The following is a 15,123-nucleotide window of genomic DNA, read 5'->3' as shown; positions in this document are numbered from 1 at the left end:
ACGGAACCTTGATCCCGGTCCGCGACCGCACCGTGGGAGTCTCCCCCCGCAACTACCGGTTCTCGGCGAACGTGCAGGTCATCATCGACGCGGACAGCCGCCAGGTCATCGCCTCGGCCCGGCCCGCGCCGGGCACCAAGGCTGACGCCCACGTGTGGCGGGAGTCGGACCTGCCGGCCACCGCGGCCGGGACGACGGTGATCGCGGACGGCGCCTACCTGGGCACCGGTCTGATCGTCCCGCACCGCAAGAGAGCCGGCCGTCCCCTCCTGCGCGGGCAGGAGGAGGACAACACCGAAAACCGACGCGTCCGTGCCCGCGTCGAGCACACCTTTGCCCGGATGAAGAACTGGAAGATCCTCCGCGACTGCCGCCAGAAAGGAGACGGCCTCCACCACGCCGTCGCCACCATGCACAACCTCGCCATGACACGGTGAAACAGCAGGTCAGGCGCCACTTCAGCCTGCCCGAGCCCGGCCTTCTACAACACCCTTTAGGCGGGTCCGGGGGCGGGCGCGGGCCGTGGGGGCTGAAGGGCCGCCGCTCGCGCCCCCGCCCCGCGCCCTTCCGCCCCCGCCGAGCGCGGTCCGCGCCCTTCCCGCCATGGATACTGGTCGGTATCACGTCTTGTCCACGACACGAAAGGGCGGGTATGGCCGACGACTTGGGGCGCCGCGGGACTCGTCACGCGGTGGTCATCGGGGGAAGTCTCGCCGGACTCCTGGCGGCGCGGGTCCTCGCCGAACACGCGGAGCGGGTCACCGTCGTCGAACGCGACCGGCTGCCGGAGGGGCCGGACGCCCGGCCCGGTGTGCCGCAGGGCCGGCACCTGCACGTGCTCATCGCGGGCGGCCAGCAGGCACTGGACGGGCTGCTGCCCGGCTTCATGGACGAGCTGCGGGAACAGGGCGCGCCCAGGGTCGCCATGCCGACGGACATGGTCCAGTGGCAGGCCGGCCAGTGGTTCACCCGGCTTCCCGCCTCCGCGCACTTCTACAGCGGACCGCGGCCCCAGCTGGAGCGGCTGGTGCGGCAGCGGGTGCTCGCCGACCCCCGGATCGAACTCGTGGAGGGCAGCGAGACGGTGGGCCTCACCGGCACCGCCGCCCGGGTCACCGGGGTCCGGCTGCGGGAGCGCGGCGCAGGTGCCGGGCAGGAGCCCCGTACGCTCGCCGCCGACCTCGTGGTGGACGCCTCGGGCAGGTCGACCAAGGCGGCGGACTGGCTGGCCGCGATCGGTGCGGAGGCACCGCACGAGGAGACCCTCGACACCGGCCTCGCCTACAGCTCGCGGGTCTACCGGGCGACCGACGCGGTGCCGGCCACGGACGCGCTCGGCTACTACATCGTGCCGGGCCCGCGGCAGCCCTACGGCGGAGTGATCGTCCCCCTGGGCGACGGCCTGCACATGGTCACCTTCTCGGGCCTGCGCGGCGACGAACCGCCCACCGAGGAGGGGGAGTTCGAGGAGTACGCGAAGCGGTTCCCGCATCCGGTGATCAGCGAGTGGCTGGCCGGCGCGGAGCCGGTCAGCCCCGTCCACGGCTTCCGGCGGACCGCCAACATCCGCCGCAGGTACGACCGTCCGGGCCGCCGCCCGGCCGGCTTCCTCGCCACCGGTGACGCGCTCTGCGCGTTCAACCCGATCTACGGGCAGGGCATGGCGACCGCGGCGCTCGCCGCGGTGGCGCTGCGCCGGGCGCTCGCGGACACCCGGCGGGTCCCGACCACCCGGCGGGTGCAGCGGGCGGTGCTCGACGCGTCCCGGCAGGCCTGGGACATCTCGGCGGGTGCGGACAAGAAGATGCCGGGCGCGACGGGTGACGCGGCCCGGTCCCGGCCGATGGACCGGGTGACCGGCTGGTACCTGGCGCGGATCCAGGAGCGGGCGGCGGGCGACGCGACGGTCGGCGTCCCGTTCCGCGCGGCCCTGACGCTGACGGCGCCGCTGAACGGCCTGTTCGCTCCCTCGGTGATGCGGGCGGCACTGTTCTCACCGGTCCCCGAGACCCCGGCGGAGCCCCCGCTGCACCTCGGGGGCTGACGGATGGCGGAGGGCGTCGGGCGTCGGGCGTCGGACCGGGGTCAGACTCCCGGGGCCGCCGTGATCATGCCGGCGGCGATGGCGGCGCCGAGGCTCCCGTAGTCGTCGGCGTTCTGCCCGGCGTAGGCGAGGGAGAAGTCGGCGACCGCGCGGTCGAAGACGTCGGAGGAGCCCAGGTAGGCGGCGATGGCGACGCGGTCGCCGGAGCGGGCGTGCGCGCGGGCCAGGGCGCGCCCGCACAGCCGGGCGTACTCCCGGAGCATCGCCGGCGTCATCGACTCCACCTCGGCGGAGCCCTTCATGTCGCGCAACTGGCGCCAGTAGAAGTGGCGTTGCTCCGGTCCGGTCATCCAGCCGAGGAAGATGTCGCTGGCGGCCTGGGTGAGGCGCTGGCCGCAGACGACGCGCCGGCCCTGGTGCGGGTAGGCGGTGGGCGGCAGATACGCCTCCAGCACCGAGCGGCTCGCCTCCTTGATCTGGAGGATCAGCGGGTCGCGCTCGTCTCGGCCCTCCAGGAGGACGACGAAGCAGCGGGTGCCGACGCTGCCGACGCCGACGACCTTGCGGGCGGCGTCCCGGAAGCGGTAGCGGTCGAGGAGGAGGCGGCGCTCCTCGGAGAGCGAGCTGCGGTAGTCGCTGAAGATCTTGCCGAGGGTGACCCGGTCCAGGTCGGCGACGCGCTCCAGGAGCGGCGGGTCGTCCGCGATCCGTCGGCCGCCGTCGCCGTCGGCGACGGTGAGCTTGTCGAGGGCCTGGAGGCTGGTGCGGCGGCGCGCCTTGGCGAGGCCGCGCGCCACCCGGTCGCGTTCGCCGGGGCGGACGAGGCCGGCGAGCTCGTCGGCGTCGATCCGCTCGTACCAGACGGTGAGCTCCCCCAGGCCGGCGAGGCGTCGCATGGTGGTGCGGTACGACTCGGCGGCGACGAGCGCGGCGCGGTGGGCCTTGGGGCGGGAGCCGCCGTTCTGGAGGGCGGCGACGGTGATGCTGGCCGCGAGGCGCTTGACGTCCCACTCGAAGGGGCCGGGCAGGGTCTCGTCGAAGTCGTTGACGTCGAAGAGGAGCGTCCGTTCGGGTGAGGCGTAGACGCCGAAGTTGAGCAGGTGGGCGTCGCCGCAGAGCTGGACGGTGAGTCCGGTGTTGCGGGTGGCGGCGAGGTCGGCGGCCATGACGGCGGCGGCGCCGCGCAGGAACGCGAAGGGGGAGGCGGCCATCCGCCCGTACCGCACGGGGGCGAGGTCGGGCAGCCGGTCGGCGGCCTGCCGCTCCAGGACGGTCAGCGGGTCGGGGCGCTGGGAGCTCGGTATCCAGCGGCCGTGCGAGGAGCGCGGGACCCGCTTGCGGGCCGCGCGGCCCCGGCGGGCCTGCTCCGAGGGCGTCGTCATCCGGCCTCACCCCTGTTCCGTCACCGGCTGGGCCGGTGCTGTCGCCTGGTCCCCATTACAGGGTGCGACGCGGGTTTCGGCCACTCTGCACGGTCGCCCTAGCAAAATGGTTTAGACCAATGATAGGAATTGATCACCCATACGGCCCACGCTGTCACGCTGAGCGAAGAAGGGGTTGATCATGGCCGTCCCAGAAGCCGTACCCGATTTCCCGCCCGCCTACCGGCCCGATTCCCGGCCCGGCCTCCGGTCGAGCCCCCGGCCCGGTCCCGGGCCCGACTCCCGGCCCGGTCCCGGGCCCGACGACGGACCCGATCGCAGGCTCGAACCCGGGCACGAACCCGGCCTCGAAGCGAGGCATCGACCGACGCACGATCGCGGGCCCGACGCCGGGCGCGATCGCTGCCTCGAAGCCGGGACCGACTCCCGGCCCGCACCCGATTCCGCCGAGGGGGAGGTCCCGCGCTATCTGCGGGTCGCCGCCGCCCTGCGGGACGACCTCGGCCGCCGGGCGCTCGCCCCCGGCGGCCGGCTGCCCTCGGAGCGTTCCCTGGCGCAGCGGTACCACGTGAACCGGCAGACCGTCCGCAGCGCGCTCCAACTGCTGCGCGAGGAAAGGCTGGTGGTGACCGACCGGCGCGGCACCTTCGCCACGACCGGGCCGGCGCCCGACGAGGACGCGCCGCCCGAGCCGCCGTCGGCTTCCGCCGCCCGGCCGGTCTTCCCGGGCGGTTCGCGCGCGGCGGAGGCCCTGGTGCGGGCCTCGCTCGGCTGGGAGCCGCCGCCGACGGCGCTGGCCCCGCGGCTGCTGCTGGCGCCGGGCGAGCCGACGCTGGTCCACCGTCACCGCGTGCTGGCACCGCACGGCCGGGAGCTCCAGCGGGCGGTGTCCTGGTTCTCCCGGCCGGCGCTGGACGAGATCCCGCAGCTGGCCCGCTACCGGCGGGCCCGGCCCCTGGTCGGCCAGCCCGACCTGCGGCTCCTCTACCACTGGATGCACCAGGCGGGGCTGCGGGCCACCCACCGGGAGTCGGTCCGGGTGCCGTCCTCCGCCGCGGGGACGGTGGCCGGGGGCCCGGCCCGGCTGAGCGTCCACCGGGTGGTGAGCGACCAGCACGGGCACGTCCTGGAGGTCACGGACATCGACTTCTCGGCGCAGGAGGCGGCGTGGACGTACGAGTACAGCCTCTGACCGCCCGGACCCGCTGCCGTCAGACGAGACCCTCGGTGATCTCCGCCTCCTCGCGGGCGCTGCCGCCGTACGGCGTCGGCGTGCCGTACGAGCGGCGGGCGACGTACCACCACACGGTCGCCAGGAGCAGCACGACGACGAGGGCGATCACGGCGTAGTTCATGGTGTCGACGGTCACGGGACTCTTCTGGGGCAGGCAGAAGAGGACGGTCACGACCGCGACCCAGCCGACCGCCACCCAGCCGATCGGCTTGCTCCAGCGGCCGAGGCTCCACGGGCCGGGCGTGAAGTCGCGCCCGGCCCGCAGGCGGAGCAGGATCGGGATGGCGTAGGCGGGCGTGATGCCGATGACGTTGATCGCGGTGACCGCGCCGTACGCGGTCGCGGAGTACAGCGAGGGCAGCGCGAGCACGGCGGCGGCGCCGACGGAGAGCCACACGGCCGGCACCGGGGTCCGGGTGCGCCGGCTGACCTTCCGCCAGGTCGCGGAGGCGGGAAGGGCGTTGTCGCGGCTGAAGGCGAAGACCATGCGGCTGGCGGCGGCGACCTCGGCGTTGCCGCAGAAGAGCTGGGCGACGATAACGACGAGGAGCAGGGCGGTGGCACCGCCGGTGCCGAGGGCGTCGAGGAGGATCTGGGCGGGCGGGACGCCGGTGGCGCTGCCGACGGTGCCCGCGTAGTCCTGGATGGCGAAGGTGAGTCCGGCGAGGAGCGCGAAGCCGGCGATCCAGGAGACCCAGATGGCGCGGACGATGCCCTTGGCCGCCGTGACGGAGGCGTTCGCGGTCTCCTCGGAGAGGTGGGCGGAGGCGTCGTAGCCGGAGAAGGTGTACTGGGCGAGGAGCAGTCCGATCGCGGCGACGTAGAACGGGTTGGCCCAACCGGTGTCGTTGACGAACTCGGTGAAGACGAACTCGGCCGACTGGTGGCGGTCGGGGACGATCGCGAGCGCGCCCACGATCACGGCGACGCCGGTGAGGTGCCACCACACGCTGATCGAGTTGAGCACGCTGACGAGGCGGACGCCGAAGAGGTTGAGGACGGCGTGGAGCAGCAGGATCGCCAGGAAGATCAGGAAGGTGGAGCCGGGGGTGGGGGTGAAGCCCCACTGGAGGTTGAGGAAGGCGCCGGTGAAGAGGGCGGCGCCGTAGTCGATGCCGGCGATGGCGCCGAGCAGGCCGAGCAGGTTGAGCCAGCCGGTGTACCAGCCCCAGCGGCGGCCGCCGAGCCGGTCGGCCATGTAGTAGAGCGCCCCTGAGGTGGGATAGGCACTGGTGACCTCGGCGAGGGCGAGGCCGACGCAGAGCACGAAGAGGCCGACGCCCGCCCAGCCCCAGAGCATGACGGCGGGGCCGCCGGTGCCGAGCCCGAAGCCGTACAGGGTCATGCAGCCGGAGAGGACGGAGATGACCGAGAAGCTGATGGCGAAGTTGCCGAACCCGCCCATCCGGCGGGCCAGCACCGGCTGGTAGCCCAGCTCGCGCAGCCGGGCCTCCTCGTCGGGTAACGCGGCGGCGGACGCCTTGCGGCGCCCGTCCGTGGGGGCGGTGCGGGACATCGGGTCAACCTCCGGGGGACGGGGCGGGTGAGCGGTGGGGCCGAGCGGCCGTACGGAGTCGGTGGCAGGCAGGCGGCGGGTGGGACGGGTGGGACGGGAGTGGTCGTACGAGGTCGGTGGTTCGGGAGCGGCGGGAGCGGTCGTGCGGAGTCGGCGGTTCGGGAGCGGCGGGCGAGGTCGTGCCGTGGCGGCGGGACGGAGGGCGGGCGGGCCCGGGGTCAGTCGCCGAGACAGCGGGCGCGGGCGCGCAGGAAGACCTCCTCGGCGAGGACACGGTCGTCCGGGCGCGGGGTGCGGTGGGCCCAGGGCACGGGGGTGTAGTACGGGCCGAGGGCCTCGAAGACGCGCGCCGCCTCGGTGAAGCGGAGCGCGCCGGAGAGCGCGTGCGCCAGGTGGTTGAGGTCCAGTTGGGACGCCTCCGGCACCGCGCAGAAGAGGAACCAGGCGTCCATCGCCCGCCGCGCCTCGCGCACCGCGTCCTCGGCGATCCAGTGCAGGTCGAGGGCGTGCTCGTGTCCCCGGTCGCGCCGGTAGCGTTCGACCCGCACGTAGAGCGGCAGGGCGTGCAGGGCGGAGCCCCGGGGGGCCGTGGAGGCCGCCCACTGGGCGTAGTTGACCGCCTCGGAGAGCGGGCCGTCGCGGCGCGCGTAGAGGAACTGGAGCATGCGGTGGTACGCCTCGCGGTTGTACGGGTCGCGCTTCTCGGTCTCGGCGAGCAGCCCCCAGGGGCCGGGCGGCAGCATGGGCGCGGGCGGCGGGACGCGGTGTTCGGGGCCGGGCCTGCGGGCGTCGAGGACGGCGAGGGCGAGGAGCCCGATCCAGGGCACGGGGTCGGCGGGGGCGCGGTCGGCTGCCTCCCGGCATGCGTCCCACGCCTCCTGCCGGAGCGTCCGGGTCCGGGCGTGGCCCGCGCGGTGGGCACGGACGGCGCGTTCGACGGCGACCCGGCCGTGCATCACGGCGGCGGCGGGGCTGGCGGGCTCCTCGGCGCGCCACGCGTGGACGACGTCGGTGCCGGCGGCGACGGTGGCGAGGATCTGGGTGCGGCGGGTCCAGGCGTCCCAGTGACCGGAGTCGGCCGTGCCCCCCAGGAGCCGCGCCATCTCGCCCCAGCGGCCGGTGCGCAGGTCCTGGAGCGCGTGGCGCAGGGCGTGGTCGTGGCCCGCGGGGTGGAAGACGGGGCGGAAGCCGGGGGCGGGCATCAGCGGGTGGGGCCGGGCGGTGCGGGCCGGGCGGTGGGCGTCGTCATCGGTCCTCGGTGGGGCGCGGTCGGTCGGCGGACGGCCCGCGGTCCGTCGGCGAGCGGCGCGCTCACTATAGGCACGACCGAAGGTGATCGTCCGGCTCATCTTCGTGACCGTAACTATCAGGCCAGTGTCATTATTTGAACTACCGTCAGGTTCGGTTCACCGACCTGACAGCCTCTCCCGGGAAGACTTGACGAGCCGCCGTCCGCCCGCGAGCCTGACCCCTTTCCGTGACCGGACGATCACCCGGCGGCGGCCCGGCGGGCCTGCCCCGGCCGGCGTCCGGCGGACTCCAGGACGGGAGCAGGTTCATGACGGGCGGCCCGGTACTCGCCGTCGATCAAGGCACCTCCGGCACCAAGGCGCTCGTCCTGTGCCCCGCGCGCGGGGTGCTCGGCACCGGCACGGCACCGGTCGCCCCCCGCCATCTGCCGGGCGGGCGCGTCGAGGTGGACCCCGGCGAGCTGTACGGTTCCGTGGTCGCGGCGGGTCGCGCGGCGCTCGCCGAGGCGGGCGTCCCGGTGGTGGCCGTGGGTCTCGCCAACCAGGGCGAGACGGTGCTCGCCTGGGACCCCGCCACCGGCGCCCCGCTCACCGACGCGCTCGTCTGGCAGGACCGCAGAGCGGCCGGCGTCTGCGCGGAACTGGGCTCTCACGAGGCGGAGTTGACCGCGCTGACGGGTCTGCCCGTCGACCCCTACTTCGCCGCGCCCAAGATGGCCTGGATCCGCCGTCACGCGACCGGCGCCGGGGTGGTGACGACGAGCGACGCCTGGCTGGTCCACCGGCTGACGGGCGCCTTCGTCACCGACGCGGCCACCGCGGGCCGCACCGGGCTGCTCGACCCGGCCGCCGTCGCCTGGTCGGGGCCCGCCCTCGATCTCTACGGGCTCGGCGGCGAGCGCCTGCCCCGGATCGTCGACTGCGACGAACCGGTGGGCACCACCACGGCGTTCGGCCCACGGCTCCCGCTCACCGGGCTCGTCGTGGACCAGCAGGCCGCCCTCCTCACCCAGAGCGCCACCGCGCCGGCCGCCGCCAAGTGCACCTACGGCACCGGGGCGTTCCTGCTCGCCCGCACCGGTCCGCTCCCCCGCCGCACCACGACCGGACTCGTCGGCTGCGTGGCCTGGCGGCTGCGGGGCCGTACCGAGCACTGCCTCGACGGGCAGGTGTACACGGCCGCGTCCGCCGTGCGCTGGCTCACCGACCTCGGGGTCGTCTCCGGCGCCGGCGAACTCGACGCCGTCGGCGGATCGGTGCCCGACAGCGGCGGCGTCACGTTCGTCCCCGCCCTGGCCGGACTCGCCGCCCCCTGGTGGCGCGGCGAGGCCCGCGGCACCCTCACCGGCCTGGGGCTCGACACCGGGCGCGGGCATCTGGTGCGGGCCCTGGTCGAGGGCATCGCGGCGCAGGTCGTCGAGCTCGCCGGGGCCGCCGCCACCGACCGGGGCGCGACGCTGGACTCCCTGCGCGCCGACGGGGGGCTGACCCGCTCCGCGCTCCTCATGCAGACCCAGGCCGACCTGCTCCAGCTGCCGGTGGAGGTGGCCGCGCTGCCGGACGCCACCGCGCTCGGCGTCGGCGCGATGGCACGCCTCGGCCACGAACCGGGCCTCACCGTGCCGGAGGCCGTACCGCCCTGGAAGCCGTCCGCCGTGTACGAGCCGGCGATCTCGGCCGACGAGGCGGCGGAACGCCTGGGACGCTTCCGCGCGGAGGTCGCGGCGCTGCTGTCCCGCCCCCCGGACCGCGACGGGAATCCCGTCACGGCGCCGCCGGAGGCGTCCGGGACTCCGACGGCGCCGGAGGGTCCGGCATGACCCGGCACGGGCACGTCAGGGAGCACGGACACGCCGGGGAGCACGGGCACGTCAGGGAGCGCGGGCACGTCGGGGAGCACGGGCACGGCAGGGAGCACGGACACGTCGGGGAGCGCGGGCAGGTCAGCGGGCGCGGGCTCGTCAGCCGGCGCGGGCCCCTGCCGGACGGGGCGGGGGGCGCCTACGACGTCGTCGTGGTGGGAGCCGGGGTCGTGGGGTGCGCGATCGCCCGCGCGCTGGCGCGGTACCCGCTGCGGGTCGCGCTCGTCGAGGCGGCGGAGGACGTCGGCGAGGGGAGCTCCAAGGCCAACACCGCGATCCTGCACACCGGTTTCGACGCCGCCCCCGGCACTCTGGAGGCCGGTCTGGTCCGCGCCGGCCACCGGCTGCTCTCCGGCTACGCTGCCGAGGCGGGGATCCCCGTCGAGCCCGTCGGCGCCCTGCTCGTCGCCTGGGACGAGGAGCAGCGGGCCGCGCTCCCCGGCCTCGTCGCGAAGGCCGCCCGCAACGGCCATCACGCCACCCGGATCCTCGGCGCGGCCGAACTCCGCCGCCGCGAACCGCACCTCGGCCCCGGCGCGCTCGCCGCGCTCGCCGTGCCCGGAGAGTCGCTGATCTGCCCCTGGACCACCACCCTCGCCTACGCCACCCAGGCGGTCCGCTCCGGCGTCCACCTGCTGCTCGGCTGCCGGGTGACGGACGTCGTCACGGTCCCCGGGTCGCCCCACCGGCTGACCACCGGCCGCGGAACGCTCACCGCGCGGTACCTCGTCAACGCCTGCGGGCTGTACGCCGACCGCTTCGACGCGCTGCTCGGCGTCGGAGACTTCACGGTCACGCCCCGGCGCGGCCAGCTGCTCGTGTACGACAAGGCCGCCCGCGCGCTGGTGCGGCACATCCTGCTGCCCGTGCCCGGCCCGCTCGGGAAGGGCGTCCTCGTCGCGCCCACCGTGTACGGGAACGTCCTGCTCGGCCCGACCGCCGAGGACCTCGGCGACCGCACCGCGACCGGCACCACCGCCGACGGCCTCGGCGGACTGCGGGAGCGGGGCGCCCGGATCGTGCCCGCGCTCGCGGAGGAGGAGGTGACGGCCGCCTACGCCGGGCTGCGGGCCGCCACCGGCCGGGAGGACTACCGCTGCGCGGCGCGCCCCGCACTCCGGTACGTCACCGTCGGCGGAATCCGCTCCACGGGCCTGTCCGCCTCCCTCGCCCTCGCCGAACACGCCCTCGGGCTGCTCGCCGAGTGCGGACTGCGGACCGGCCCCGAGCGACCCCTCGCGCCGGTGCGGATGCCGAACCTCGGCGAGGCCTTCCCCCGCCCCTACCGGGACGCCGAGGCCATCGCCCGGGACCCCGGCCACGGCGCGGTCGTCTGCCACTGCGAGCACGTCACCCGGGGCGAGGTGCGGGCCGCACTCGCCTCGGTCGTCCCGCCCGCGAGCCTCGAAGGGCTGCGCCGCCGCACCCGCGCCGGGGCCGGGCGCTGCCAGGGCGGCCACTGCCGGCCCGCCCTGCGCGCCCTGTTCGAGGAGCACGCGAAGGGGACGGTGGCCCGGTGAACCGGGAGCGGGCCGGGGGACGGGTTGCCCGCGCGGTGGACGTGCTGGTCGTCGGCGCGGGCCCGGCCGGGCTCACCGCGGCGGCGCGGCTCGCGGCGGCGGGCGCCGGACGGGTCGAGGTCCTGGAGCGGGAGCCGGAGGCGGGCGGCGTGCCCCGCCACTGCCTCCGCCCGGGCTTCGGCGCGGACGCCCGGGCCCGCGCCCTGGACGGCCCCGGGTACGCCCGGCGGGCGGTCCGCGCGGCGCGCCTGGCCGGAGCCGTCCTGCGTACCGGCGTGTCGGCCACCGGCTGGGCGGGCCCGCTCCGGCTGGAGACCACCGCGCCGACCGGACTGGAGACGATCGAGGCGCGGGCCGTCCTCCTCGCGACCGGCGCCCGCGAGCGCGCCCGCCCGGCGCGGCTGCTGCCGGGCACCCGCGCGCCCGGGGTGCTGACGACCGGTGAGCTCCAGCGGACGGTGGGGCTCTTCGGGCGGCGACCGGAGCGGATCGGGCGGCGCGCCGTGGTCGTCGGCGGCGGCCCGGTGGCCGGACACGCCGTCCGGCTGCTGCGGAGCGCGGGCGTCACGATCGCGGCCGTGGTGTGCGAGGAGGCGCGGGCGGCGGTGGGCGTCGGAGGCGTCCCCGTGCTGACGCGGACGACGGTGACGGAGCTGACGGGGCGGGGGCGGCTGGCCGGGGTGACGGTACGGGGCCGGGACGGGCGGACGCGCTCGCTCCGGTGCGACACGCTCGTGCTCACCGGCGACTGGATCCCGGAGCACGAACTGGCCCGCGCGGGCGGCCTGCCCCTCGTTCCCGGCACCCGGGGCCCGCGCGTGGACACGGCCCTGCGGACCGGGGTGCCGGGCGTGTTCGCGGCGGGCGCCCTGCTCCACGGCGGCGAGCCGGCGCTCCGCGCCGCCGCCGGGGGCCGCGCGGTCGCCGACGCGATCCTGGCCCACCTGGCCGGCGGGGCCAACGGCGGGTTCCGGTCCGGGGCCGCGCGCCCGGCCTGATTCCCCTCCCGGGACGCCTCCCCTGCGGAGGCGGTCCGGTGCGGGCAGACTGGCGGCATGGCGGTCACACGCAGCGCGGGTCTGCTGGTCTTCCGACGGACGGGGAGCGGCGGGATCGAAGTGCTCATCGGGCACATGGGCGGGCCGTTCTGGGCACGCCGGGAGGAGGCCGCCTGGTCGGTGCCCAAGGGCGAGTACGGGGCGGACGAGACGCCGGAGGACGCGGCCCGCCGCGAGTTCCTGGAGGAGCTGGGGCTGCCCGTTCCGGACGGCGACTGGATCGACCTCGGGGAGGTCCGGCAGGCGGGCGGAAAGACCGTCACCGTGTGGGCGGTGGAGGGCGACCTCGACCCGGCCGCCGTCGTGCCCGGCACCTTCACCATGGAATGGCCGCCCCGCTCGGGCACCACCACCGAGTTCCCGGAGCTGGACCGGGTCGGCTGGTTCACCCCGGAGGCGGCGGAGCCGCTGCTCGTCGCGGCGCAGCGGGCGTTCCTGGAGCGGCTTGTCACGCGGGTGCGCGGGCGGGCCTGAGGGGCGTTGTCAGACCCGTACGAGAGGGTGGGGTGCGTCAAGCCGTCGAGAGGGAGCCCGACATGACCACCATCACCGCCACCGAGCGCGCCGCGGCCCAGGCGTATCTGCGCCTCCTCGAATCCACGCAGGCCGTGCTGACGGATCCGCGCCTCGCCCCGTACGCGGGGGTGATGCTGACGAACCCCATGGCGGAGGCCGACGAGGCGCTGCGCGCGGCGGGTCTCGCGGGCAACGAGGACCGGCTGCTCCGCCTGGTCTCCACCCTCCGCTCCTCCCCCGCGTCCCCTCCCGGCGCGCCGACCCGCACGGCGGACCGGGGCCGCCGCGCCTGACCCCGCGCGGCGCGCCGGCCGCCGGCCGGAGGGGGAGGCGGGCGGCCGGGGCGGGGGCGGGGCGCCGGGGCCGGCGCGGGCGTGCGAGCGGGCCCCGCGGCCGGCGTGCGGCGGGTTGAGGGCGTTCCGGCCGGACGGGGGCCGTCATCGCGGGACGGCACGCGTCACGGAGCCGGACGGCAGGGGGAAGGGGACCGGACGGCAGGGGAAAGGTGCCGGACGGCAGGGAGAACGGGCCGGGCGGAAGGGGAAAGGTGCCGGGCGGAAGGGGGAGTGGAGCCGGGCGGCAGGGGGTGTGACGCCGCTCGACAGAGTTGGCGTTCATACGACCACCCGACCGGCGGCACGACGCGCCCGCTCGACGTCGGGTTCTTTGGGCCGGGTGGCGCACTCCGCCCGGCGCGTTTTCCACCTCGTTCCTACGGTGGCTGAATGATCGTCACGTCAGCCCTTCGTCATACCGCCGCGGGCTCCGCCGCGATGCTGCTCGTGCTCTCCGCCCCGGTGTCCGGCGTCGCCGCGACCCCGCCCCGCGCCCCGGCCTCCGTCCCCGCCCTCGTGTCCGGCTCCGTCACCGAACCGACCCCTCCCGCGCGGCGGTTCGTGGACCGGGCCCGGCTCGACCGGTCCGGGACGCAGGTGCAGCCGCTGTCCGGCGCGCCGGACGTCCCCTCCCTCTCGGCGCTGTCGTGGGTGGTCGCCGACGCCGGGACGGGCGAGGTGCTCGCCGCGCGTTCGGCGCACCGGAGGCTGCCGCCGGCCAGCACGCTGAAGACCCTGTTCGCGCTGACCGCACTGCCGCACCACGAGGCGTCCGAGCAGCACACGGTGGCCGACGAGGAGCTGATGGGGATCGGCGAGGGCAGCAGCCTCGTGGGGGTGAAGGAGGGGTACACGTACCGCGTCTCCGACCTGTGGAACGGCGTCTTCCTCAGCTCGGGGAACGACGCCGTGCGCGTCCTCGCGTCGATGAGCGGCGGCTGGCGGTCGATGGCCCGCCAGATGCAGGACAAGGCGCGGTCGCTGGGGGCGGTGGACACCCACGTGGTCTCCCCGGACGGGTACGACGCGCCGGGCCAGGTCTCGTCCGCGTACGATCTCGCGGTCTTCGGCCGGGCGGGCGTCCAGGACCCGGACTTCGTCCGCTACTCCTCGACCGCGTACGCGGACTTCCCTGCGGGCTCGTGGTCCTTCGGCATCGCCAACACCAACCGGCTCGTGACCGGCGAGGACGGCGTCGGCCGCTACCCGGGCATCCTCGGCATCAAGAACGGCTACACCAGCAACGCGGGCAACACGCTCGTCGCCGCCGCCCGGCGGGGCGAGCGCACCCTCGTCGTGTCGGTGATGAACCCTCAGTCGGGCGGCGGCCTCGCCGTGTACGAGGAGGCGCGTGACCTGCTCGACTGGGGCTTCGAGGCGGCGGGCAAGGTCCAGCCGGTCGGTTCGCTGCTGCCGCCGAAGTCTCCGGAGCCGGAATCGGAGCAGGTCGGGGAGTCGGAGCAGGTCGCGAAGTCGGAGCGGGGGCCGGGATCGGAGCCGGTGACGAAGGCGGAGCCGGAGCGGCCGGACGCGCGGCCCGTGTCGGTACGCGGCGGGGCCGGGGGCCCGGCCGCCGCGCAGGCCGCGGTCGCCCCGGCCGCGGCGACCGCGGACCCCGAGGGCGACGGCCCGTCGGTGACGGTGCCGCTGGCGCTCGTCGCCTCGGCCGGCGCGGCGGCGCTCGCCCTGTGGGCCTGGCGCCGCTGGGTGTCGCGCGCCTGACGACGGATCGCTCGCGTACGGCGTGGCCCCGGTCGCGTCCACGGCCCCCGGCCGGGTCTCAGCCCGCGCCGGGGGCCGTCGGCGTACGGGAACGGCGGTGGGCGGCCACCCTCTCCCGGGTGGCGCAGCGGCGGGAGCAGTAGCGGCGCTCGGGTCCGCTGCCGTGCGTGACGAAGACGTTCCCGCACGACGGGGAGACGCAGGTCCGGCCGGGCGGGGCCTGCCGCTCCCAGAGGAGGAAGGTGAGCGCCAGGCAGCCGGAGGAGAGGAACCACGGGGTCCAGGGCGCGTCGTCGTCGGCGTCCGCGTGGGGGTGCCAGGGTGCGGTGCCGCCGTGCGAGGTCAGGCGGAGGGGGCCGGTGTGGGCGGCGAGCAGGGAGTTGAGGAGGGCGGCGGCCTCGTCGGCGGATCCGGCGGCGAACACCTCCCGGAGGAGCACGGCGGCCGCCCGCATCGGGGCGACCTCCCCCGGGGTGACGGCGGCGGGCGGCGGCTCGCCGTGGGCGAGGAGCACGGCGGTGACCTCGCGGGGTCCGGCCGCGGGGTCGGCCAGGGCGTTGACGAGGGCGGCGGTGCGCAGCGCCATGGCGACGGCGGAGTGCCGGGTGGACCGGTCGGGGAGCACGGGCATCGGCCGAATGTAACGCATATTGCGAGCTTTTCAGTTACCTCCGTAGTCTCGGG

General features: G+C 76.1%; 12 protein-coding genes and 1 pseudogene. 9 read left to right on the top strand and 4 right to left on the bottom strand.

From position 1 onward, the window contains the following. Positions 1-437: transposase family protein (locus ACF1BN_RS23010; RefSeq protein ID WP_392333465.1), on the top strand; the 437-nt coding region annotated here is incomplete at its 5' end. A gap of 215 nt (positions 438-652) precedes the next feature. Beyond that, entirely contained in the window at positions 653-2,044 is a 1,392-nt protein-coding gene (locus tag ACF1BN_RS23005; protein WP_392333464.1) for an FAD-dependent oxidoreductase, read from the top strand. Positions 2,045-2,085: 41 nt separating this feature from the next. Here the strand turns inward: ACF1BN_RS23005 and ACF1BN_RS23000 are convergent, their stop codons facing one another. Then, on the bottom strand, positions 2,086-3,426 hold the full coding sequence (locus tag ACF1BN_RS23000; protein ID WP_392333463.1) for a DUF2252 domain-containing protein: 1,341 nt from the start codon (positions 3,424-3,426) through the stop codon (positions 2,086-2,088). 181 nt (positions 3,427-3,607) lie between these two features. Here ACF1BN_RS23000 and ACF1BN_RS22995 point away from each other — a divergent pair, with 181 nt between their 5' ends. Beyond that, positions 3,608-4,618, top strand: coding sequence for a GntR family transcriptional regulator (locus tag ACF1BN_RS22995; protein WP_392333462.1), 1,011 nt, complete (start codon positions 3,608-3,610; stop codon positions 4,616-4,618). A gap of 19 nt (positions 4,619-4,637) precedes the next feature. On the opposite strand, the gene ACF1BN_RS22990 is transcribed toward ACF1BN_RS22995, so the two are convergent. Both ACF1BN_RS22990 and ACF1BN_RS22985 read right to left on the bottom strand, forming a co-directional pair. Then, positions 4,638-6,176 carry an amino acid permease gene (locus ACF1BN_RS22990; protein WP_392333461.1) on the bottom strand — a complete coding sequence of 513 codons (1,539 nt, stop codon included), beginning with the start codon at positions 6,174-6,176 and terminating at the stop codon, positions 4,638-4,640. Positions 6,177-6,394: 218 nt separating this feature from the next. Beyond that, positions 6,395-7,378 carry a hypothetical protein gene (locus tag ACF1BN_RS22985; RefSeq protein WP_392333460.1) on the bottom strand — a complete coding sequence of 328 codons (984 nt, stop codon included), beginning with the start codon at positions 7,376-7,378 and terminating at the stop codon, positions 6,395-6,397. A 356-nt stretch (positions 7,379-7,734) separates the two neighbouring features. Between ACF1BN_RS22985 and ACF1BN_RS22980 the strand changes: the two genes are divergently transcribed. The 6 genes and pseudogenes from ACF1BN_RS22980 (at position 7,735) to ACF1BN_RS22955 (ending at position 14,439) form a co-directional block, all read left to right on the top strand. Next, complete coding sequence (locus tag ACF1BN_RS22980) at positions 7,735-9,246, top strand: FGGY family carbohydrate kinase (protein ID WP_392333459.1); 1,512 nt, start codon at positions 7,735-7,737, stop codon at positions 9,244-9,246. Continuing rightward, positions 9,243-10,808 (top strand): FAD-dependent oxidoreductase, encoded by a 1,566-nt coding sequence (locus tag ACF1BN_RS22975; RefSeq protein ID WP_392333458.1) that lies wholly within the window; start codon positions 9,243-9,245, stop codon positions 10,806-10,808. Before ACF1BN_RS22980 ends, ACF1BN_RS22975 begins: the two co-directional genes overlap by 4 nt. Beyond that, positions 10,805-11,761, top strand: a pseudogene (locus tag ACF1BN_RS22970) (FAD-dependent oxidoreductase); the annotation flags it as partial. The gene ACF1BN_RS22975 and the pseudogene ACF1BN_RS22970, both read left to right, overlap by 4 nt. A 102-nt stretch (positions 11,762-11,863) precedes the next feature. Beyond that, positions 11,864-12,340 (top strand): NUDIX domain-containing protein, encoded by a 477-nt coding sequence (locus ACF1BN_RS22965; RefSeq protein ID WP_392333457.1) that lies wholly within the window; start codon positions 11,864-11,866, stop codon positions 12,338-12,340. A 62-nt stretch (positions 12,341-12,402) separates the two neighbouring features. Then, positions 12,403-12,675: a hypothetical protein gene (locus ACF1BN_RS22960; protein WP_392333456.1), complete on the top strand. Its 273-nt coding sequence runs from the start codon at positions 12,403-12,405 to the stop codon at positions 12,673-12,675. A gap of 432 nt (positions 12,676-13,107) precedes the next feature. Further along, positions 13,108-14,439 (top strand): D-alanyl-D-alanine carboxypeptidase family protein, encoded by a 1,332-nt coding sequence (locus ACF1BN_RS22955; protein ID WP_392333455.1) that lies wholly within the window; start codon positions 13,108-13,110, stop codon positions 14,437-14,439. Between the two features lie 58 nt (positions 14,440-14,497). Here the strand turns inward: ACF1BN_RS22955 and ACF1BN_RS22950 are convergent, their stop codons facing one another. Then, on the bottom strand, positions 14,498-15,070 hold the full coding sequence (locus ACF1BN_RS22950) for a CGNR zinc finger domain-containing protein (RefSeq protein ID WP_392333454.1): 573 nt from the start codon (positions 15,068-15,070) through the stop codon (positions 14,498-14,500). Positions 15,071-15,123: the final 53 nt, after the last annotated feature.

This window comes from Streptomyces sp. NPDC014861, assembly GCF_043081625.1.
Taxonomy (GTDB): domain Bacteria; phylum Actinomycetota; class Actinomycetes; order Streptomycetales; family Streptomycetaceae; genus Streptomyces.
Note: the sequence above shows the minus strand (reverse complement) of the source record. Positions and strands in the feature narration are given on the sequence as shown.

Coding starts and splice junctions, on each gene's coding strand:
- ACF1BN_RS22965 (WP_392333457.1), top strand. CDS start 11,864: ATGGCGGTCACACGCAGCGCGGGTCTGCTGGTCTTCCGACGGACGGGG.
- ACF1BN_RS22960 (WP_392333456.1), top strand. CDS start 12,403: ATGACCACCATCACCGCCACCGAGCGCGCCGCGGCCCAGGCGTATCTG.
- ACF1BN_RS22985 (WP_392333460.1), bottom strand. CDS start 7,378: ATGCCCGCCCCCGGCTTCCGCCCCGTCTTCCACCCCGCGGGCCACGAC.
- ACF1BN_RS23000 (WP_392333463.1), bottom strand. CDS start 3,426: ATGACGACGCCCTCGGAGCAGGCCCGCCGGGGCCGCGCGGCCCGCAAG.
- ACF1BN_RS22975 (WP_392333458.1), top strand. CDS start 9,243: ATGACCCGGCACGGGCACGTCAGGGAGCACGGACACGCCGGGGAGCAC.
- ACF1BN_RS22955 (WP_392333455.1), top strand. CDS start 13,108: ATGATCGTCACGTCAGCCCTTCGTCATACCGCCGCGGGCTCCGCCGCG.
- ACF1BN_RS22980 (WP_392333459.1), top strand. CDS start 7,735: ATGACGGGCGGCCCGGTACTCGCCGTCGATCAAGGCACCTCCGGCACC.
- ACF1BN_RS22950 (WP_392333454.1), bottom strand. CDS start 15,070: ATGCCCGTGCTCCCCGACCGGTCCACCCGGCACTCCGCCGTCGCCATG.
- ACF1BN_RS23005 (WP_392333464.1), top strand. CDS start 653: ATGGCCGACGACTTGGGGCGCCGCGGGACTCGTCACGCGGTGGTCATC.
- ACF1BN_RS22995 (WP_392333462.1), top strand. CDS start 3,608: ATGGCCGTCCCAGAAGCCGTACCCGATTTCCCGCCCGCCTACCGGCCC.
- ACF1BN_RS22990 (WP_392333461.1), bottom strand. CDS start 6,176: ATGTCCCGCACCGCCCCCACGGACGGGCGCCGCAAGGCGTCCGCCGCC.